Raw genomic sequence first — 20,951 nt, forward strand, 5'->3', positions numbered from 1 at the left:
TACAGGACGTACTCGTCGGGGAAGGCAACCGTAGCGATGTTCGTGATGCCGAGGTCGATGCCTGCTACGCCGTCGCCAGCTGAATCCTGCGTCTCGAGTTCGACTTTGCAGACGAAGTGAAGCTCCCAGTCGTCACCGTTCCAGACGGCCCGAACGTTCTGGACGCGGTTGATTTCCGAGAGGTCAACGTCGGGGCGTGTCTGGTATTCACAGAGGATGAAGTCCGACCAGGTCTCTTTCAGACTCGACCCTTTCGAGAGTCGGACGCGATTGTTCTTGGGATCGTGTTTGAAACCATCTGCTTTGAACGTGATCGTACTGCGTGGTCGTTCATCGCCGTGTTTGCGGTAGCCAGGTGGGTTCGCATCGCTGTCTGTCTGTCNACCATCTGCTTTGAACGTGATCGTACTGCGTGGTCGTTCATCGCCGTGTTTGCGGTAGCCAGGTGGGTTCGCATCGCTGTCTGTCTGTCGCAGATCGAACCACGACTGGAAAGCGTCAGAAAGTTCTTCGATGACTTTCTGACTGGATTGGGCGTTCAAGTCTTTCCAGCACTCGCGGTTCTTCATGTACGCTTTCAACGTTCCTTCATCAGGGATTTCGCCGGTTGCATCCCAGATGCGGTCGGCTGTCCAGCGTGCGACGTTCCAGATTTTCGCGGCGGAATCGCCGAGCGAATCGAGGCCATCGTCGACCTGTCGCTGGTTCTGGATAGAACCAACGTAGGTGCGAGTGACCTCGATCGCCATATATAGCCTATGTAGATAAACTAACNAATATCCAGCCTGCTGTCGACGGTGGATCGTGTAGTTCAGTGACGCGATTCACGCCCACCGTAAACGGTGGGATTCTCTCGCTGTCCAAAGATAGGTCTTGGACGAGAACCTCTCTACTAAGATGAAAATTCGATACAGTTTTGAACTAGGGCTATATTCTACATAGTAGGTAACATACCTCGCGGTAGGAGATAGCAACGACGATCGATTCAACCAGTGGACGAGATGATTGACCGCCGAACGGCTCAGTGCCGCATCGGCGAATTTCAATCAAGCGACCGCCTCACGACTGGAGACCACTACCAACTTCACAATGTCAGGGAACGAAACCGCATCGGCAGGGCAAGACGATTCCCCCGATCCAGACGCACGTACCGCTCTCGAACCGGAGCCGCAGGATCAACGGCTGCTTTCACGACTACTACACGCAGATTTCCGAGCGGGGGCCCGCGATTCCATCGGGATCTTGCTGGGTCTCATTCCGTTCGCACTCGTCTTCGGTATTGCCGCCGACAGTGCAGGACTGTCGACACTGCAAACGATCGCGATGTCTGCGGGCATCTTCGCGGGGACCGCACAACTCGTCATGGTCGAACTGATTGACGCGAACGCGGGGCTCGTGATCATCGTCTTTACTGGCTTGGTGATCAACCTTCGAATGCTTATGTACTCGGCGTCGATCGCACCCCACTTCACTGAGTACGGAAAGAAGACGCGTGCGTATCTCGCATACTTCCTCACGGATCACGTCTACGCGGTGTCGATCGGCGAGTACGCAGATGAGGATAGTGACCGCAACAAGCGTCTGTACTACCTTGGCCTTGGCGTGAGTATCTGGCTTGTATGGGTTGCAACGACAATCGCTGGCTTCGTGCTCGGTGCAGGGATTCCCGACTCCTGGAATCTCCAGTTTGCGATTCCTCTCGTCTTCCTTGCGATCCTGATCCCTGCTATCGATGCTTACCCGCAACTCGTTGCCGCGCTCACGAGCGCTCTCGTCGCGATTGTTGCGGCACTCGCCGTCTCTCAGACCGGTCTTCCCGAGGGTGCTGACCTTCTCATCGCCGCGAGCGTAGGGATCGCTGCCGGCGTCGCCGCCGAGGAGGTGATGGGACAATGAACGAGTACTCAATGTTCAGCATCTGGGCTGTGATCGTCGCAATCGCCATCGCTACCTACCTCATCCGGCTCTCGTTCATTCACCTGTTCGGCCGGATCAACCAGGTTCCTGCGCGCATCAAACGCTTCCTCAAGTTCGTCCCTGCAGCTGTGCTGGCGGCGCTCGTTGCACCCCAACTCGTCACGCCAAGCGCAGCAGTCACCGAAATGATCCTTGACGAACGGCTGCTTGCCGGTGTTGTTGCCGCCGCAGTCGCGTGGTGGCGAGGCGACATCTTAGCGACGATCGTCGTCGGTATGATCGCCCTCTGGACGTTCCAATTCTTGCTCTTCTGACGGACTAGTTCCGTCAGATAACCGTTTTTCCAGTCGGCGATTGCTTCCCACTGAGACGAACACTCGAAAGAAAACGTATTTAACATTCTTCTGTGAACAATCTCATGATGGCGTATAGCTACGAGCCACATCACTACGAAGACTTCGAAGAAGGCCAAGAGTTCGAAAGTGTCGGTCGGACCGTCACGGAGGCCGACTTCGTCGTACACTCCGCGCTGAGCGGTGACTGGACAGAGCTTCATACCAACAAAGAGTATGCAGAGGAAAGTTCATTCGACGGCCGTATTGCCCACGGCCCGATGACGTTCGTGCAGGCAACGGGCTTCGTTTACCGAACTGGTATTGTCGAGCGTACGGCGTTCGCGTTTCTCGGTATGAACTATATGGACCTCCCAAACCCTGTCTACATCGGGGACACGCTCTCTCTCGAAATGGAAGTGAGCAAGAAAAAAGAGGTGAGCAGTCGTGACGATGCAGGACTTGTCGTCTTCGACACGGTGATGACTAACCAAGACGAGACCGTTGTCTTCGAAGGCGACATGAAGTTCCTAATCAAGCGTCAGGAATAACGGTCGACGTCTCGGATCACTCGAAGTGATTCGTCTACAGACCGAGGAACGCTTCTGCGTTCTCCCAGAGAATTTTGCGCTGGACCTCCTCGTCGAAGTCTAGCTTGGCGAACTGCTCAAGCCACGATTCGGGTTCAAGCATCGGGTAATCGGTGCCGAACATGACCTTGTCTGAGAGCAGCGTCTTGGCGTAGTGTAACACCTGCTCGTCGATATAGCGGGGCATCCACCCCGAGAGGTCCATGTAGACGTTGCCCTTCTGCTGGCAGATGGCGAGCTGTTCTTTCTCCCATGGGTAGGCTGGGTGAGCGATGAGGATCTGCAGATCGGGATGGTTAGCTGCCACATCGTCGATCAACATCGGGTTGCCATATTTGACTTTTAATCCACGGCCACCAGGCGAGCACGCGCCCAGTGTTGAGTTGCCACCGTGGAAGACGACTGGGACGCCAAGGTCCTCGATCGTTGCCCAGAGCTCTTCGTGTTCGGAATCAGATGGATCGAATCCTTGGGCGATCTGCTGAAACTTAAACCCTGAGAGGTCGAGGTCTTCGACGCAGCGAATCGCCTCCTCGACGCAGTCATCCTTGAGCGGGTCGACAGAACCAAACCCGACGAAGAAATCGTCGTACTCGTCACGGATGTCCGCGACGTAGTCGTTTGGCACCGGCGGGTTACCCGTGTTTGTTTCGGCGTCCCATCCAAGGAGGACGGCTCGACGGACGCCGGCTTCTCGGTACTCCTCGATCATGTTTTCGTAGGTGTCCGTTTCGAGGTCCGCACCGAATCGATCGGCAGCATCCTGCATCATCTGCCCACCGGCGTCGTGAAGAAACTCGCTGGTCGGTTGGTGAGCGTGCATATCGATTGCGCGCTGCTCGCTGGGGAGGCTATCGATTCCCATACGAGTACGGATGTAGTGATACCATAAAGGTGTACTCACACTGCATCATACTCTTCCCAATTGGAGAACGGGCTGGTGAGGTGGCATATCGCCCGTCGGCGTCCCCGTGTCTGATAGAGTGCTCCATGTCTCTCATCAGTATACACGGAAAACAGCAAAGTACCGCGGGGCAAGCCCTGAGGCACCCTTGCTGTATATCTGTAGAAACTGCTATCCGTTGTTCTGTCCGGAGTCAGAAACGTGAACTGTCTCGCCAACTACTAATCGTGGTCCCTTCCCGGGGATGGTAAATTCTGCAGCATCTTCTTGGACTTCTTGACCGACCTCAGACTTGAACGCCTCGTTGAGCGCTTGTGAGTTCTCGAAAGTGAGTTCGAGAACACCGTCGTATTCCACCTCGGTTGGATTGCCAGGGACGGACGTGCTATATCGTTCCAATCCTGGCAATTCAGAGGCAAGTTCGGCGTGTTCACCCTGCCAGTGCTCAACGAATTCCTCATGACTATACTCGTCATCTCGAACGAGAAACTCGACTAGCTTTACCATACACAGAACTATACAGTCAGCTGACTTTGTTCTATCGGTACTGCACATTTTCATTAGTCACTCTCTTCGAGATGGCTCCTGAAGCAACCTTGTTCGACACTAGTTCTCCATACAATCGATGACACCACGTATGGTTGTTTGGCCAATGTGTATGATTATGAAAACCATTAACACGGAAGGGACCTGAGTATCGTATGCAATGAAGTACTCCGGTCCGACAGACCTGTATATCGCAGGCGAATGGACTCAATCCAATAGTGGCGAGACAATCCAAACCGAAGACCCCGCAACAGAAGAGAAGTATGCGACAGTCCAAAAGGCGGGTGCTTCGGATATCGATGCAGCAGTGAAAGCAGCATCTGCCGCGGTCTCTCGAGGCTCAGAGTGGCGCAAGATGAGCCCTGATAAGCGTCGTGAGAAAATCCACGCAATGGCAGATGCCATTGAAGAGATGAAAGACGAGATCTCTATGGTTGAATCTCACGACAACGGTAAAACGCCATTTGAAGCGGGACTTGAGGTCGATATGGTGATCGACACGTTCCGATATTACGCTGGCTGGACCGACAAGGTCGAAGGCAGTGAGGTCCCAGTTTCGGATTCACGGATTAACTATACGACGCGTGAACCTGTCGGTGTGACTGCCCACATCTCTCCTTGGAACTTTCCGTTCCAATTAGCCGGTCGTAGCATTGCACCAGCGTTGGCTACTGGAAATAGTGTCGTCCTCAAACCGTCGAGCATGACGCCGCTCTCGGCACTATACTACGCAAAAGCCGCAGAAGAAGTCGGACTTCCGTCGGGAGTTATTAATGTCGTCCCAGGCTCCGGGTCTGAAGCTGGAGGGGCACTTGCCAGTCACGAAGATGTTGACCACGTTACTTTCACTGGAAGCACTGAGGTTGGTAAAACGATCCAGCAGGATGCTGCAGAAGCAGTAGCTGGTGTTACACTAGAACTCGGTGGAAAAGGTCCTGCGATCGTCTTGCCGGATGCTGACCTTGATGCAGCGTCTCGTGGTGTCCAGTATGGTATCTTCATGAATGCCGGTCAGATGTGCTGGGCGAACTCTCGCCTGCTTGTCCACGAGGACGTATACGATGAGATGGTTGAGAAGATTTCCTCAATTGCTGAGGGTATCCCACTGGGTGGTGGTATTGATGATGATGGTCAGATGGGACCAGTTGTCAGTGAGGACCAACAGCAAGAGATTCTTGACTACATTGAAACTGGGAAAGAGGAGGGCGCTACCGTGGTTGCTGGCGGAGGAACTCCTGAAGAAAAAGACAGCGGACATTTCGTTGAACCGACGGTGTTTGCTGACGTCACCAATGATATGACTATTGCCCGTGAGGAGATATTTGGACCTGTACTATCGATCATCGAAGTAGGCGACGACGCTGAGGCACTCAACGTCGCAAACGACTCACCGTTCGGATTGACTGCTTGCGTGTGGACGAATGATCTGAGTCGCGCACATACGTTCGCTGACCAACTCGATTACGGAATGGTCATGGTCAATGAGACGCCCAATACTTGGCCACAGACTCCCTTCGGTGGCACAAAACAAAGTGGCCATGGCCGTGCTCAGGGTGAGATGGCTATCAATGAGTACACAGAAGTCAAGAACGTACACATCAAGTTAGAGTAAATCGCCTCGGGGCCAAGCCACGAGGCTTTTGCTGATGCCGAGCAAGCGACGACCAGAGCCATTGCTCGTCGTAGTCGAAAAATCGAGAACGGGTGCCTTGAGTTGATTACTCGAGTACCCGAACGGAGGCAGGATCGATCCCCACCGAGACGGTATCGCCCCGGCTGTACAACGTGCTCCCCTCGGTCCGAAGCGTGACAGTACGGTCGTCTGACAATCTCACGAGGAGTTCCGTGCGCTCGCCGAGATACGTCACCCGTTCAACTGTCGTCTCGAGTGGCCCACCAAAGTCAAATGCCTCGGGACGAACCACCGCACAAACGGCGCCACTTCCATCGAACATGCCTTCTATAGTAACAACAGCTGATCGAGAAACGGATTCTACTAAGCACAGCTAACAGTGAAGAAAAGTAAGACCACACCGGCTTTCGAGTGAAAACACCCTCTGTCAGAAAACTAGAATCGTCTATCTAGTCGAACGTGATAGGAAAACGGCGAAAATTGAGTCACAGAATAGTGTTGCCACTCTCGAGATTCAAACCCGGAACGGCGGCCAGCTTAGTCGATAGGCCGCATGAAGTTCGCTACGGCGGCGACGAACACCTCGAACTTGATGAGCGGTTCACCAGCGAACTCCATCCCGAGACGCTTTTTCGCGAGCCGATCGACGAGCATCCAGGTGTTGAACAGCAAGATCGCGAAGAGGAAGTAGAACAACCGGGGCCGATGGTCGGAGCTTCGGGTCTCGGCGATGAATTTCTTGACCTCTTTGAACCCGTTCTCGATGATCCATCGGTCACGATAGCCGTTGATGAATCGCCGTAGGTCCGCCGGATCATCGCCTTGGTGGTTCGTCGCGAAGACGACCCGGTCAGTTTCCTTGTCCTCGATATCGTCTTTGTCCCACTTCCCGATCGCCACGAGCGTCGTGTGAGCATTTCCACTGCCGCTGTGGTGATCGCCGAAACCGTAGTTCCGCTTGATGCTCAGTGGCGTATCGCCCTCTTCGAATCGGTGATCGATTTTATACCGCTCCTCGAGAACCTCACGTCTCACACGCTTTCGCTCTTCCATCTTCGCGACGTACTCGACGTCGAATCGGTCGGCAGTTCGGAACCCGCGGCCGTAGTGGAACTGGTTGTGAACCTCTGAACAGCGCCCGTAGGCGGCGTCCATATACACCGTGTCCACGACCACGAGGTCCTGCGCTCGCTCGACGAACTGACTGACGTGGCCGGCGAGTTCTTCACCGCTTCGCCCGTCAATCGGTTCGACGCCGTAGATCATCGGACAGGTATGCTCAGCGAATGCCGCAGCGGCGAACTGGAAGCCGTATTCGATATCCTCGTCTTGCTTTTTAGTGCCGTTCACCCACTGCACACAGTCCCGTACGCGCTTGGCAGCAGCCCGTTTATCTGGGTCGTCGAAGTTCGCGTGCTTGATGTCCGCTGGGTCCTCGCCGACGATCGGCTCGAGCTCCCACTCCTCGATCGCCTCTTTCGCCTCTGACCGTTCGCGATCGCCCCAGTCGTCATTGTCGGGGTCGGCGATCGTTTCGAAGCTGAACGTCTTCCCGATCCCGGTGTACTCGACGGTCGTCACGTCGATTGCAATGTCGACGGGCCGGTCGTAGAGGCCGATATCCTGTGCCCCGCCGACCATACTTTCGATTGCGGCGTCGAACATCTCGAGCATCTCCTCGAGACACAGCCCCTTCATGTGGTCAAAGAACGTCTTCCCGTGGGGCAGTTCACCGTCCTCGGGGCAAGCGTAGATATCGAAGACGTCGCCGCCACCGTAGACACTCGAGTTCGTCAGCCCGCAGTGGGCGATCACCTCGAGAAAGAGGTTTTTGCGGATCTCCTTGCTCTTCCCGCGTTGGAAGCTGATATTCGGACAGACGTGGCGCATCAACTCGTTCACGAGCCGTCGAATCTGCTGTTTCGTGAGGCCGTCCGGGTCGAGTTCTTCTTCCGACTCGCCTGGATTCAGGTCCTCGTCCTCGCTCCATAGCTCGTGCATCTCGACGAGGTGGGTGTGTCGGCGGCAGTAGGCTTCGACCTCGTCGGCGACGTCCGTGATGAACTTCTCCGCTTGAGCGAGGAATCGCCGGTTCGCACAGCGAGTGATCGTCGTCTGGTGAGGCGTCTCCGGCGTGTGGTACACCTGGAGGGCAGGATACTCGTTTTCGTCACCGAAGTCCGGTTCGAAGCCCAGTGTGAACGCGATCGTGGGGTTGCGCTCGAGGAAGTCCGCGAGATCCTGGTGATAACGGATTCCTCGGAGTTCGGCGTAGATGAACGACCGGAGCATTACCTCGAACTCGTAGATTTCTGGGTGGTCATCCCAGTAGGGATCGTTGAATTTCTCGAGTGGGATATTCGCGTTTGTCACGGCATTGGCCACGTCGATCTCGTCGTTGAGATCGTCGATAATTTCGTGGGCGGTGGTGAGAGCAGCTTGATGGGTAGAGTGTTTTGGATCAACTGGATCAGCAGAGTAGAAACTATTATACGGGTTTTCTCCAGGCTCTCGGGAAATGTTATCTAGGTCAATCGAGTTTAATGTTTCACGGTTGCGTTCCTCCCACGAACGAGAATCAGCAGAAGTGGATGCAGTAGAAAGAGAGGNGTTATCTAGGTCAATCGAGTTTAATGTTTCACGGTTGCGTTCCTCCCACGAACGAGAATCAGCAGAAGTGGATGCAGTAGAAAGAGAGGTGTTTTGTTCCGGGAATCTGTTTGTCATTACCCCATACTTTCCTGAGTTCGAATAAAAAGTATACGCTCCCAGAGTGAAAGTATAACCCATTACCATCGATTGGGTATTCGACAACACGTGGTTTCTTTTCCGTTGCTTGACCTGTTGATTATGCGCACAGGGCACGAATGTCGTACGTTATCTAGCCTGACTATGCCATATTGAACACCACAATTTTAGTTAGCTCTTATCGTTATCTCCATTAGCTATAAGTGTATTTTCACAATACATAGAATCATGGATGCGGAGAAAGCGCACGCCGCCTACATGGTCCTCCACAAACGGTCGTCGATATTCAAACGACTCATCGATGGCCCGGCTTATCAAAACCAACTGGTCGACGAGGTAGACGCCTCACAGTCGACGGTTTACCGTGGGCTCAAACAACTCGAAGATCACAATCTAGTCAAAAAACAGGATGGTATGTATGCACCGACGACGTTTGGCGAAATCATCTATACACAGTATGAGCGAACCGATGAAATCGTCCAGACGTTTGTAGAATCGAAGCAATTACTCGAAACAAGACAGGAGATTGGATCGGTTCTTGATCCGTCAGTCGCTCTTGATGCAACGACACTTGTAATCGGGAAGACGAGACCAGATCGTGTGTACGAATATCTTGAAGAACAAGTCTCTGAAGCGGCTAAGATTAGCGGTGTTGTGCCAACTATTTTCTCGGCTATGGTAGAGACGTATTTGACTCAGGCGACAGCGAACCAACTGGATGCCGAATTTGTTTTCGGAAAGAAGGCGACTGAACATGTGCAAACGGAACTCAGTAACGAATTCAAAACACTCCTTAATACCGGAAATTTCGAGGCTTATTCGTACTCTGGTGAAGTCCCGATGGGAGTCGTCGTGATCACAGAACCTGTCGAACATGTTCTTGTTGTCCTTCACGACGATATTGGTGTTGTTCGCGGCGTCATTGATTCTAAGGACAAGGCCGCAGTTACGTGGGCGAGAGACTGGTATTCAAAATATGAAGCCGAGAGTATGCCGCTAACACTCTCTTGAACCCTCCTAACAACAGTTCTGATTTTGACAGCCATATTTCACTCTATTGGTGTGTTTAAAAAATATAGTGCTCAAGTTTGAGACTACTGATCGACACTTGTTGAATACTGTGGCTATCAAGACAGTATCGCTGATCAAACACCTTGACTTTGAGTTTCTGTCGGAATACGACGTGTTTGTTTCCGCTTCAAGGAGACAAATACGAGTGTTCTTCGTGTGTGTTTGTTCCCCCGTCATTGTGACTACCACTCGGGGGAATGGTATTGATTGAAATACTTTGAAATTAATGTATTTGGGGAATTAATTGAGCTACTATTTCATCCACCTTATTATTGGCTAATAGGTTATTCACACATTGATTAATTAGTTGCGGCCTGAATATTTTTTCATGGAGTAAAGTAAAGATAGTTGTCCACAATCGACTAGACGCGATGTCGGACAATGTCCCATCGAAGAAATGGAGAGTGATCACCGATGAGTAGCCACTACAGCATAGGAATATTCCAGACAGAAAAGGCAACAGAAGAAGAGAACTGGTCACCGATGTCTTCAGCTGAGGATGCGGTAGAAGAGGTATTTGATGACATGGGTGAAGATGCCGTTGTAACATCATATTTCATCGAGATACCGGCACCGACAGAGAACCTCGATGAATCATTCCTAACTTGGCGTGAGAGTGATGCTTTTCCCGATCCACCACATCCAGCCGACGACAGAAAAGAATATGATTACTTACTTGACTGGTGGCGTGACTATGCGGAGTACCAGCTCGACGCAGGGCAAACATCCAGTGATTCGAATGTCCTCTTGACATACGATGCTGACGACATTTTCGGGAGGGCTGGTGCGGGAACAAACTCGACATTCGCCACCGCAGGAAAAGCTAACTGGATAGCAAATTTCGAGTGGGATGATGATAGTGGCCAATCAGAATTCCAGGATGATTCGAATCCCTACAGAGGCACAAGTACTGTGATTCACGAAATCGGGCATAATATTATCGAATACATGGATCATGAGCCAGATTGCTTCGATGACCCATCGGGAGCGGGTCATCATGTCATGGGGAATGCTTCATTCTACGAGGACGGTGGGATCATAGGAAGTGATGATTACGCGGGCACGCCAATGTCTCGGAGTGGGTCGTATTTCCCATGTATGGCTGAGGGTGGAGAAAATCTCTGTGGTAATGAAGTAACCGATGATGTTGATGAGGTTGATGCTAGTGACCTCCGATACAGTGATTGTTCACAGAACAATATTCGAGATCCTCTTTAGAAACAATGACAGATAACACTGACAGCGAAGACAGCCGAATTGACAGGCGAACAGTTCTGAAAGCATCCAGTGCCTCAATAGCGGGAGCCGCGATTTCGACACCAGTCTCTGCTGATTCCAATGAAGATGATCGAAATACTGCGAATCGCGACTCTCCGTATCAACCCGATGTTCGTATAATCGACAACTCATCTGATGATAAACCCATAGACGTGTCATATAGGCGGGTAACTGAAGAAGCTGATGCGGATAAGCAGCAACCCGATACAGACACCCAACAGGTTGGTACAGATGACCGTGAAATCGACAGCATTACTGTCAATACAGTCGGAATTAACAGTCAACAATTACAGGAAGAACTGGATGCTGCTGTGGCTAACGCCGATACAGATGGGGATAATATCGGAACCGAATCAACCGATAAAATAGACCCGAGCGCGATTTTGCAGGACGCAAAAGCCGAAATTGAGCGCATCGAAATCCCGCATAACGAACAGATCGAATTAGTCGCGATGTACGGTGATGATTCCGATTCTACGCGAATTAACGTAGGAGAGCGCGGTGCAGCTACAGAGGAAACTGCCCTCGTTACTGTTGATCCCGATGGATCGGTTTCAGTCAATTTGGATATCGCCTGTCACTGATAATTGACATCTCATTTGGGACTTCCCCGGTTTCACAGTTTTTTCGAATCTTGTCTTGAGCTATACCCAGTTGCCACTGAGCGATTGATCTTAGAGATGTCGCTCCAAATACACCTGTATGTGTAGTAGATGTGATTTTGAAAAGAGTGTAGGATCCGACCGCGCTATTTTCCCCTCAAAAATTCATACTGACTGGCCAATCCCCGCCTTCACTGGGTTAGGTTGAGCGAATAATCTCAACCACTTCAATATGTTATTTTGTATGGTATTACTGTTTAGGGCTCGTCGATTGGTATTGGGACAATATACTCAATGTAATCTCTGTTGGAAAGTTTCGCAACATTACACTTGTCTATCGGAGTATCTCTAGGAGTCGAATAGCCTCGAGTGTCCTCAGAATGAGTCGCATCATGTCCGAAGATACTCTCTAACTCTTTCAACTCGTCGTCCTCGATATCCTCTTGATATCCGATTTCCACATTGATTCCGTCATATTCTGGTCGGGTAGTGCTATCCCCTGATGGATCGTTGTATTGACTCTCATCAAGTGGTGCATTGATCTTCTCATCGTTGAGTTCATAGTCACATGATGAAAAGTCGTATCCTCCAGACATATCCTCTGATTCACCCTCTTCTTCTGTATCGGTTTCTTCATCGTCGGTATTGGTTTCCTCATCATCTCCACCGGTACATCCTGAAAGACCAACGACAGCAGACGCGCTAGCTAGAGCAAGCAATGTTCGCCGATTCATGTTTTTCCATTGTCCATAGTGTCCTAAATGTTTTCTGCTTGGTTTCCTTCGTTTCTGAACCGGGTATTGATTACTTGAGGATGTCGACCTTTAAGTCTAAACGTCGGGGGTCAACTGTGATGCCCTGAAAGTGCTCACTGTCGAGGTGTTTCTCGGCTGATTGAACCGAAATACGTTAGATCTTTCAGTGAGTTGTTGCAGCGGTGTCGCAATCGCCCACTGGTACAGGCTGACCGCGACTCATGATACGCCTGGGAGCTCGCACTCCTCAACTGTGACGTCCAAATCAACTTAACGACCTGGTCACTTCTCAAACGTCACGAGTTCGCTGATGACTGGCGGCAGCTCGCTGCGGGTGGCCTTGAGCAACCAGAGACAGACGTGAACCCACCGACCGACGTTGACATAGTCGACCTCGCCAAGTCAGTCGATGTCGATCGCCGCACTCTCGAGTGGAACGGTGATGTTTGGGTGCTGGCCGATCCCTCGCTGCTCAACCAGGATACGAACGATATGTTTCGTCGAACCCTTCGCGTCGTCACTGATCGGTTGACCGAAGGTGGCACCCACTACCCGTACGATCATCTTGAGAACAGCGGTCAGCGTGCCGAGTGGATCGAGCGCTGCCTCGAATCTGGGGAGATCGTCGATCCAAGGTCGATTCGTGCCGGCGGTCGGAAAGGCGTCACGGACGACCAACGAGGCCTTGATTCTTTCTAGAATCTGGTAGCTACCAGTATCAGATATCGAAGAGTATGGTCTAAATAGCCGGTTCGGTTGCTCTATCGCTGGAACAAAGCCGTGCTTATCATAGAGGTATCTCCATTAGCTGTAACAACTGCAACTATTCACACACTGATCGCACAGCAGTCGTGCGATCAGGTGTGCATTGACTTGCAGTGGCTACTATAGCTCGACGATGCCGAGATCCAGTTTGCCGTCCCGTACTGCTCCTCGAGCTCCGGCGTTCGTAGACATCCGTTGGTGTTCCGGTCTGCTTGAGCCGGCCGTCGTTGAGAACGGCGATCCGGTCGGACATAGCCATCGTCTCTGTCTGGTCATGGCAACGTAGAAGGCGGTGACATCTGTAGTAGGAATTAGAAACAATCACTCACTTTGGTATAGAGAACTGGTCAAGAGCTGTATCAACGCCGTCGTAAGACCGTCGAGTGACTCAAAGAAGTGGTTGCTGAGAGCAGCTTGGAGGTCCCTCCAGCACTCCGCAACAGGATTTAGCTCTGGCGAGTACGCCGGTAACGTGACGGAGTCAAGATCGTCACGAGCCGTCAGGTCCGTGACGGCCGTCGCCTGAAAATACGGCGCTCCATCCAGCATAATGAGCAAGCTCCTTTCAAAATCTTTTCATGACGTAAAAATAAAATATTTGGCGTGTTCGGCAGTTACGCACTCTTCGAATCGAGAGAAAAAGCTATCACCGAAGACGGTGGTCGCGCCCAAGAGACACGTCCAGTCACGTTGACCGGATAATTCCACAGACGGCCACGTTCCGCGGGAAAACCACGCGGCACGCGGCTCGACTTGCACGGGTTTTTTGGTTTGATCGATACAGACTACTGTGGCGTCCATCTCCCGCCGCTTTTTTTGAACTCTTCGCGGAACGTTTCTTGCTCGTCAGTATCAGATTGGGCAGCTGTACGGCGTGGTTTTTGATAGCTCAATCCCGCTTCTTTGAGCAACCGCCGGCAACTCGGGATTGAGTACTCAATATCGTAGGTTTCCTCAAGATACTGCTGGACGAGCGCCGGCGTCCACGCCGGCGCGTCGAGTCCAACTTCCTCAGGAGATTCGTGGACAGTTGCTTCAAACTGGTCTTGCTCTTTTCCCGACAGCTTTCGATTTCTCCCAGATCGATGAGCATCAGACACAGCTTGCTCAAGCGACTCATCAGTATCGAGTCGCTTGAGCCAACTGTAGATTGTCCGTCTCTGCACACCGTACCACTCGGCTAATTCAGTCTGATTAACACCGTTTTTGTACGCTATTGCGGCCAAGAGGCGTTGTGTCGGCTTCTTTTCATCCACATTGTCGAGAGCATCTTGCAACTCTTCAACAGAGATTTTGCCGAGGTGATCCACTATCTGTTGCGACACTCTGTGAGCAAGTAGTTCTAACGGTTACTATAGCGATACACTACATCTAGTTTGGCAGAAACTCCCAAACACCACCCTTGTCACACAAACTTATTGTCCGGTATTTCAATACGCTATACGTTGTGTCTCTCAAGCAGTCAAAATCGATCGAGCGGCTGTATCAAGAGGTCGCCGACTACGACCTCGTGATCGTTCCGGACTCGCCGCTCGCAGACGCTCTCAACAGACGTCTCGAGCGACCACACTTCGGGTCGTTCGCAATCACACCTCGACGGCTCGCAACGCGCCGTCGAGAAACCGCTGAGGATCGGACCGCGTTCCTCGAGATAATCGACGAGACCGATCTCAGCTGGAAGGAAATCGCCTATACTGTCGGAAACGTGCTTCAGTGTTGGGAGTACCGGGGCAGCGCCGATGCAATACTCGAGTACGATGCATTTGATACACCGGCAACCAGAACTGTCGTCGATCTCGTCGATTCGCTGCAGACATCCTCTCGACTGCTCACAGAGTACGAAATCGATGGTGGGACAGACAAGTCAGTCGTAGTCGTTGGTGAACGCCAGTTGACGAACCTCGAGCGGTCGATTCTGCCCAACGAGTATGCTTCGATCGACCGATTTACCGGGAAGACGTTTGATCTCCCAGCGTTTCGGATCTTCGACTCACCAGCAGCGATTGTCGACGCGGTTCTCGATACCGTCACCCAGGAGAACGCAGACGACGTTGGCATCGTCCTTAACTCGAGTAGCGACTACTCGCCGCTCATCGAGTCAGCACTCGAGACAGCCGAGATTTCATACTATGGCGGCCCTGGGTTCATGGACGTTCGCGATCACCGAGCGTTCGTCCAGTTGCTTCGCTGTACGACAGCTGGGTCTGACACCCGCGTACACTCTGTGAAGCCACTCCTTTCGTGCCTCGGTGCAACAGTGCCGGTCGAACACGACGAGAAGCGGCTTGTGGACGTCGATGATCCCGAGATTGACTGGCTTCGGGAGTTTACTAGACAGACGGACGCCCTCACGTTTGAAGCGGCGTTGAACGCGTACGAAGATCGAACAGGACGAACGCTCGAGGCGTTTCGTGACGAACTTGAGGAACTGGGCGTACTCGAGGACCCGATCACGGCAGACGCGATTGATCGATTGGCGTTCTACCTCGAGACGTACGAAGTGCCGATCGACCGGGATAACGAGGGAGTCCTACTGGCAGATGCAAAATCAGCGTCGTACGTTGACCGGCCAGTTGTCTTCTATCTGGGACTCGATGAGGAGTGGACGCATGACTCGCCGAACCGCCCATGGGTCGACCGTGATGCGGAGTACGAACGAAACATCGACAGCTTCCAGTCACTCCTCCAGAGCGGTGCGACACAGCACTATCTCGTCCAAGATGTGGCCGGTGGGTCACCGATCACACCATGCCTGTACTTCGATGAGTTGCTCGAAACCGAGTTCGAGCGGTTCAGTGATCTCGAGTCGGTCCGTCACGATCGGTCCAACCGATCACTCGGCGATGGGTTTGATCCGGAACCACTGGATGTAGCTGTCGAACCTGAGCGTGTGGAGGCGGTTAGTCAATCAAGTCTAAACAGCTATATAAATTCACCACGGGACTACTTCTTCGGTCGACTCGTCGAGACCCCGGACAAGCACTACTTCGTCGAGGGGAATCTCTTCCATGACTTCGCTGAGTTCGTTGTCAACCATCCCGAGTTCGTCGACGATGCGTGTCTCGAGGAGGTCGTCGATGTCATGATCGAGGAAACGCGTGCGTTCCATCGAACGCTCGACCTTGAGACACAGCGAACACGGTACCGAATCGGTCTCGAAACGATCTGTGAGTACCTCGACGAGCAGACGCCGACTGAAATGACGTTTCTGACACCGTCGAGTGGCTGGGGGACTAATTTCTTCGCAGAGTATTTTGATCGGGATGTCGACTCACCAGCGACTGAGCGGTGGTTCGAAGACGAAGACCTACGGCTCAAGGGAAAAATCGACCTCGTGCAGTCGCCGACACAGCTTGTTGATTTCAAAAGCGGATCCAGAAACTCCGCTTCACAGGTGATCAAACACGCATCCATCGAAGAACCGAGTGACAAGCCGAACTTCCAGGCACTGTGCTATCTTACCTACTGGCGCCAGCAACAGCCTGCCGAGCCACTCGAGTTCACGTTCTTCCACTTCCTCGAAACACTCGATGACGTGGTCGCCGGCGAGGCAACACTCGAGGACTGCCTGACGACGGTGACCTACCATCCGGCCGCGTTCGATGAGTACGTCCAGTCCCAACTGGTCTATGAGGAACTCTGTGAAGACGCTGCGAACGACTGTAACAAGACGTTCTCGAAAACCGACTACGAGACGTATGTGTCGGTGTTCGATACTCACGAAATTCCCAAAACGAGGGACGCAGACGAGATGGCTGACTCTGCCTTCGGCGAGGCGTTAGTCGAACACCTCGTCGAGGACGTGGGCGACTACAAGTACGTCAAAAATGGCTGTATGCAGGCGTTCAGGCATCTCTGTGGCTATCGCAAAGAAGGCTACTTCGAGGAAGACATCGATGCCTTCGAACGCTTCGTCGACGAACAACTTGAGGAGTTGAACCGGTATCGGCGTGGTGAAAATCGCTTCCCGATCTGCGGTCGTGCTGATGAACCGAACTATCGATACGTAAACAACCGCGATATGTTACTCACCGAATCCCGGCCGACTCGAGAGACCACTTGTAGTATTCAGATCGAAGAAACGGTTCCAACTGATCCAACGGACTCGGAGGTGAGTCGATGACACCACCGACCGATGAAGCAGCCCTTGCAACGCCGACTCCCAACGAGGGCCAGCAGGAACTAATCAGCAGTACGGATGGACTGTACCTCGTCGACGCCGGTGCCGGTACTGGAAAGACGTTCACAGTCACTCGTCGGTACGCGAATATCGTTGCCCAAGACGACATCGAACCCGACGATGTCCTGTTGATCACGTTTACCCGGAACGCGGCGACGGAGATGAAAGACAGGATCGTCGCCAGCTGTGACTACGATATGCGAGCGTTGAACGATGCACCCATACAGACCTTCCACAGTTTGTGTAACGACATTCTCGACCAGCACGGCTTTCACGCGCCGTCGTATCTCGGAATCGATGACGTGATCACCGGCTCGACACAGGTCCTTGAGAACGAGACGATCGAGCGGGAGTATTTCCGCGGATACATCGGTCGCTTCAGTGACGATCACGACGAGTACGCCGATCTCCTTCGGTGTCTCTCCGACCCGACGGAACTGCTCGATCTCATCAACAACCTCGCTTCGAAGGGCATCTTCCCGACATCAGACGACTGGTACCGCGATTCCAGAGCAGCTCTCGAGGGAAATTTTGACGCGTTCAAAGCGGCGTTCGATGAGATAAATCAGCCGCGAAACGGCGGGAGAAAGCAATCAAAGCTCCGTTCGAGTCTCGGCGGATACGGGAAGAACAAGTGCTATCTCCCGGATGCACCCGATCGGAACGAAGTACGCGGTGAGTATGGGTCGAAGTCCGTTCCCGAAGATGTCGCCGAACGGGTCTTTACGGAGAATCGCGACCATCTCATCGAGTTCATCCACGACGTCTACTTCGAGTACCTCGAGTTCGCCCTCGGTCGAAACTACCTGAACTTCTCGTTCCTCCAGCTCTTTGCGTTCGTCCTGTGCTGTGAGGATGATGCGCTCCGCGAGTCGCTTGCGTTCGAGTACGTGATGATCGATGAGTTCCAGGATTCGAGTGAGATCCAGTTCAAACTCGCCTTGTTTCTTTCGGGGACGAACAACTTCTGTGTCGTCGGGGATTGGAAGCAGAGCATCTACTCGTTCCAGTACGCTGCCGTCGAGAACATCACCGACTTTGAGTCCAGACTCAAGCGCTTTGCCGGCGAACTAAACGATGATGCCGACCGTGTCTCGTTCCCGCTCGAACCTGTGACCCGGATCGAACTCGAGCAGAACTATCGCTCGACACAGTCGATTCTGGATTTCTCCGAGAACGCACTCACCGCACCGGGCAGTAGTCGGGAATCCATCGATCAAGAGTCGATTCTAGAGCAGATCGTCTCATTGTTTTCGAACACCGATCAGGACCACTCACGGATTGAGGCGATCCAGCACGCTGACGAACACGAGGCGCTCCTCACGAAGATACAGGAAATCGTCGGCAACGACGAGTATGCAGTCGAAGAGGACGGCGAGTTACGCCCGCCAACGTACGGCGATATCGCTGTTCTCACTCGAACCCGTGATTACGGTCGGGAACTCCTCTCGACCGCTGAGACGTACAAGTTCCCTATTGCGTACGAGGGTGGGATAGAACTCTTCCGCACTGATCAGGCGAAACTCTTGCTGGCCTGGTTGCGCATTCTCGAGAACGGATCGGCAGCTAACCGTGGATGGGCAGTCGTCTTAGAGCGTGCCGGTTACACACTCGATGAGATTGACTACATCCTCGATCACGAGCGGTATCCGGATGCGATGCAGGAGTTCCGATCCGAACTCAATGCCCTCGAGACGCACACGGCCGTCACGCGACGCGTGTTCGATCGCTACGGCTACGACGGAGCGACACCTGACGTTATCCTCACGACGATACAGTCGCTTCACAGTTCGACGACGATGACTCGAGGAGGCCTGATTCGGATTATCGAGGATGGGATCGAAAACGGCTACACACAGGACGTTCAGGCCGCCGCAGGGGTTGATGCAGTGACGGTGCAGACAATCCACTCGGTAAAGGGGCTTGAGCATCCGATCGTAATCCTCGGGAATATGAACAGCAGGGCGTTCCCGCCGTCGGGAGGGTCCAGTGGCACCATCACGTACTCCGAAACGACTGGGCTCCGTCAGCGAAAGTGCTATGACGACACTCACGGCGACCCCCATATCTACGATAACTGGCGAGCCGACGTTCTGCGACGCTGTCAGCCGACCGAATACGATGAGGAACGACGGCTTCTCTACGTCGCGATGACCCGTGCTGAAGACCACCTACTATTTGCAGCTGGTGAGGAGCCAAACACCTTCCTCGAGAAACTCCCAGTCGAGATTGACGTACTCGAGCCGGATGTTTCGCCAGTCGACCGTGACGAGACCTCACGCACGCAGTTTAGTGTTGATATTCCAGCGTCACCCGGCCCTGACGGGTATTCACCACACTCGCTCATGGATGACAGCGTCTACGAAGAGGTTTCTGCTGGACGGGGGACGGACTTCGGTTCTCAAGTGCACACGTTCGCCGAAGAGTACGTGCTTGGGAAGGGCGTCACACCTGACAACGACGACGAACGCCACGTGAAGACGTTCCTCGATGAGCTTTCAGGGGAGCTACGAGTCGAGGAGCAAGCGTACCTCCCACTCGAGGTCGATGGAGAGCACGTCACGATTTCGGGTATCGTCGATCTGGTTCACGTGACTGACGACGCTGTTGAGATTGTCGATTTCAAAACGGATCTCAGTCGCCATGCCGAGTCTGAGTATCGAATCCAACTCAGTGTCTACTACCACGCCCTCGATGAGTGGTTTCGCGATCACGCTGTCTCTGCATCTCTCTTCTATACGGCAGAGGGTACTCGAGTCGAAATTGATCCGTTATCGGAAGCGGAACTTGCAAGACTCACAGACAGTTAGCCTGAGGTGCCAATAGCTGAAAGTACCTAGGTAGTCTGGAATTCAACGTCGGCACGGGATTTAATTTTACTATATCTGACACAATAACATTAATGGTTTTCAATGTTTCAAACACTCTTAAACTGTTCTAATGGATTGGACGTTTCTACAGAGTAGCCACGTTCGGTAGAAGGTCGTTTCGCCTGTTTGGTGATGGGTTTTCGTTTTGCGGAGGGTGCTGTCCCAGTTTCGAAGTGGGTGGGGTGTATGGCAGGAGCGGCAGACCCCGCCAACACCGGGGAGACTGATGGAATCGCGGTCGGTGGTGTGGCCACACTCGAGTGTGTTGCTGGACGGACTGCGTGCTTCGTTAATTTCAATCACTCCTTTTCCGGATAGAGGGGCAAAAAGAACGCTGCGGGGCGGTGTCCTGGGCTGTTCCCCAGCGCAGCCGAGCGACCGGGCAGTGTAGAGAGGCCGCGGGGAGGGGGAGGTTGACCTAGAAGTTATCGGCGCTGTTCGTCGATTGCTTGTTTCGCTCCAGTATAAGCAGCGTTCTCAACGTCAGTAATGATGTCTTCCGTGGATACTGGTAGTTCCTCAGCGTCGTTAATACTCTATTGTAAATGGAATCCAGCTCTGGATTCCCACCCAAGTCAAAGGGTATGATTTACAGGTACTCTCCACACTGGTGACGATAGTTCTTGCAGCGTCCGCTACCTTGGTGCTCTTTCGGTCGCTCAATGGAGGTACTGGCAACGACTAACTCGGAATATGCGGAGGTACGGCTCCTCAGGCTCTGTTTCTGTTGGTTTCAGTTTCACTGTGGCTGGATTGCTTA

15 protein-coding genes and 2 pseudogenes are annotated in these 20,951 nt (G+C 52.8%); 10 read left to right on the top strand and 7 right to left on the bottom strand.

What is annotated here, in order from left to right; translation table 11 throughout:
* Window positions 1-749 (bottom strand): annotated as a pseudogene (locus C483_RS00010) (hypothetical protein); the annotation flags it as partial.
* 340 nt (window positions 750-1,089) lie between these two features.
* Between C483_RS00010 and C483_RS00015 the strand changes: the two are divergent.
* From C483_RS00015 to C483_RS00025, 3 genes are all read left to right on the top strand, one after another.
* Window positions 1,090-1,896: an AzlC family ABC transporter permease gene (locus C483_RS00015; protein WP_006651283.1), complete on the top strand. Its 807-nt coding sequence runs from the start codon at window positions 1,090-1,092 to the stop codon at window positions 1,894-1,896.
* Window positions 1,893-2,231: an AzlD domain-containing protein gene (locus tag C483_RS00020; protein ID WP_006651284.1), complete on the top strand. Its 339-nt coding sequence runs from the start codon at window positions 1,893-1,895 to the stop codon at window positions 2,229-2,231. Before C483_RS00015 ends, C483_RS00020 begins: the two co-directional genes overlap by 4 nt.
* A 107-nt stretch (window positions 2,232-2,338) precedes the next feature.
* Window positions 2,339-2,800 carry a MaoC/PaaZ C-terminal domain-containing protein gene (locus C483_RS00025; RefSeq protein WP_006651285.1) on the top strand — a complete coding sequence of 154 codons (462 nt, stop codon included), beginning with the start codon at window positions 2,339-2,341 and terminating at the stop codon, window positions 2,798-2,800.
* A gap of 34 nt (window positions 2,801-2,834) precedes the next feature.
* On the opposite strand, the gene C483_RS00030 is transcribed toward C483_RS00025, so the two are convergent.
* Together C483_RS00030 and C483_RS00035 are read right to left on the bottom strand one after the other, a co-directional pair.
* Window positions 2,835-3,704: an amidohydrolase family protein gene (locus C483_RS00030; protein WP_006651286.1), complete on the bottom strand. Its 870-nt coding sequence runs from the start codon at window positions 3,702-3,704 to the stop codon at window positions 2,835-2,837.
* A 210-nt stretch (window positions 3,705-3,914) separates the two neighbouring features.
* Window positions 3,915-4,250, bottom strand: a complete 336-nt coding sequence (locus tag C483_RS00035; protein WP_006651287.1) for an EthD family reductase — start codon at window positions 4,248-4,250, stop codon at window positions 3,915-3,917.
* A gap of 199 nt (window positions 4,251-4,449) precedes the next feature.
* On the opposite strand from C483_RS00035, the gene C483_RS00040 reads away from it, so the two are divergent.
* A complete protein-coding gene (locus tag C483_RS00040) occupies window positions 4,450-5,901 on the top strand; it encodes an aldehyde dehydrogenase family protein (RefSeq protein WP_006651288.1) in 1,452 nt (483 codons plus the stop codon).
* 106 nt (window positions 5,902-6,007) lie between these two features.
* On the opposite strand, the gene C483_RS00045 is transcribed toward C483_RS00040, so the two are convergent.
* Together C483_RS00045 and C483_RS00050 are read right to left on the bottom strand one after the other, a co-directional pair.
* Window positions 6,008-6,244: a TOBE domain-containing protein gene (locus tag C483_RS00045; protein ID WP_006651289.1), complete on the bottom strand. Its 237-nt coding sequence runs from the start codon at window positions 6,242-6,244 to the stop codon at window positions 6,008-6,010.
* Between the two features lie 215 nt (window positions 6,245-6,459).
* Complete coding sequence (locus C483_RS00050) at window positions 6,460-8,295, bottom strand: transposase (RefSeq protein WP_049912332.1); 1,836 nt, start codon at window positions 8,293-8,295, stop codon at window positions 6,460-6,462.
* Window positions 8,296-8,898: 603 nt separating this feature from the next.
* Between C483_RS00050 and C483_RS00055 the strand changes: the two genes are divergently transcribed.
* From C483_RS00055 to C483_RS00060, 3 genes are all read left to right on the top strand, one after another.
* Window positions 8,899-9,681 (top strand): helix-turn-helix transcriptional regulator, encoded by a 783-nt coding sequence (locus C483_RS00055; protein WP_006651291.1) that lies wholly within the window; start codon window positions 8,899-8,901, stop codon window positions 9,679-9,681.
* Between the two features lie 474 nt (window positions 9,682-10,155).
* The gene (locus tag C483_RS19740; protein ID WP_006651292.1) at window positions 10,156-10,959 is read left to right on the top strand and encodes a hypothetical protein; all 804 of its coding nucleotides are present in this window, start codon (window positions 10,156-10,158) and stop codon (window positions 10,957-10,959) included.
* A 5-nt stretch (window positions 10,960-10,964) separates the two neighbouring features.
* On the top strand, window positions 10,965-11,603 hold the full coding sequence (locus C483_RS00060) for a hypothetical protein (protein WP_152419796.1): 639 nt from the start codon (window positions 10,965-10,967) through the stop codon (window positions 11,601-11,603).
* A 275-nt stretch (window positions 11,604-11,878) separates the two neighbouring features.
* On the opposite strand, the gene C483_RS19200 is transcribed toward C483_RS00060, so the two are convergent.
* Entirely contained in the window at window positions 11,879-12,355 is a 477-nt protein-coding gene (locus C483_RS19200) for a hypothetical protein (RefSeq protein WP_083860364.1), read from the bottom strand.
* 381 nt (window positions 12,356-12,736) lie between these two features.
* Here C483_RS19200 and C483_RS20575 point away from each other — a divergent pair, with 381 nt between their 5' ends.
* Window positions 12,737-13,075 carry a hypothetical protein gene (locus C483_RS20575; protein WP_160166242.1) on the top strand — a complete coding sequence of 113 codons (339 nt, stop codon included), beginning with the start codon at window positions 12,737-12,739 and terminating at the stop codon, window positions 13,073-13,075.
* A 391-nt stretch (window positions 13,076-13,466) separates the two neighbouring features.
* Here C483_RS20575 and C483_RS19205 read toward each other — a convergent pair.
* A pseudogene (locus tag C483_RS19205) lies at window positions 13,467-14,451 on the bottom strand (IS630 family transposase).
* Window positions 14,452-14,588: 137 nt separating this feature from the next.
* Between C483_RS19205 and C483_RS00085 the strand changes: the two are divergent.
* Both C483_RS00085 and C483_RS00090 read left to right on the top strand, forming a co-directional pair.
* Window positions 14,589-17,264: a PD-(D/E)XK nuclease family protein gene (locus tag C483_RS00085; protein WP_006651298.1), complete on the top strand. Its 2,676-nt coding sequence runs from the start codon at window positions 14,589-14,591 to the stop codon at window positions 17,262-17,264.
* Entirely contained in the window at window positions 17,261-20,131 is a 2,871-nt protein-coding gene (locus C483_RS00090) for a UvrD-helicase domain-containing protein (RefSeq protein WP_006651299.1), read from the top strand. Before C483_RS00085 ends, C483_RS00090 begins: the two co-directional genes overlap by 4 nt.
* Window positions 20,132-20,951: the final 820 nt, after the last annotated feature.

The organism is Natrialba hulunbeirensis JCM 10989, assembly GCF_000337575.1.
Taxonomy (GTDB): Archaea; Halobacteriota; Halobacteria; order Halobacteriales; family Natrialbaceae; genus Natrialba; species Natrialba hulunbeirensis.

Excerpts from the sequence above, each read along its gene's own strand:
- C483_RS00045 (WP_006651289.1), bottom strand. The coding sequence starts at position 6,244 with ATGTTCGATGGAAGTGGCGCCGTTTGTGCGGTGGTTCGTCCCGAGGCA.
- C483_RS00015 (WP_006651283.1), top strand. The coding sequence starts at position 1,090 with ATGTCAGGGAACGAAACCGCATCGGCAGGGCAAGACGATTCCCCCGAT.
- C483_RS00020 (WP_006651284.1), top strand. The coding sequence starts at position 1,893 with ATGAACGAGTACTCAATGTTCAGCATCTGGGCTGTGATCGTCGCAATC.
- C483_RS00090 (WP_006651299.1), top strand. The coding sequence starts at position 17,261 with ATGACACCACCGACCGATGAAGCAGCCCTTGCAACGCCGACTCCCAAC.
- C483_RS00040 (WP_006651288.1), top strand. The coding sequence starts at position 4,450 with ATGAAGTACTCCGGTCCGACAGACCTGTATATCGCAGGCGAATGGACT.
- C483_RS00030 (WP_006651286.1), bottom strand. The coding sequence starts at position 3,704 with ATGGGAATCGATAGCCTCCCCAGCGAGCAGCGCGCAATCGATATGCAC.
- C483_RS00060 (WP_152419796.1), top strand. The coding sequence starts at position 10,965 with ATGACAGATAACACTGACAGCGAAGACAGCCGAATTGACAGGCGAACA.
- C483_RS19200 (WP_083860364.1), bottom strand. The coding sequence starts at position 12,355 with ATGAATCGGCGAACATTGCTTGCTCTAGCTAGCGCGTCTGCTGTCGTT.
- C483_RS00055 (WP_006651291.1), top strand. The coding sequence starts at position 8,899 with ATGGATGCGGAGAAAGCGCACGCCGCCTACATGGTCCTCCACAAACGG.
- C483_RS00025 (WP_006651285.1), top strand. The coding sequence starts at position 2,339 with ATGGCGTATAGCTACGAGCCACATCACTACGAAGACTTCGAAGAAGGC.
- C483_RS00035 (WP_006651287.1), bottom strand. The coding sequence starts at position 4,250 with ATGGTAAAGCTAGTCGAGTTTCTCGTTCGAGATGACGAGTATAGTCAT.
- C483_RS19740 (WP_006651292.1), top strand. The coding sequence starts at position 10,156 with ATGAGTAGCCACTACAGCATAGGAATATTCCAGACAGAAAAGGCAACA.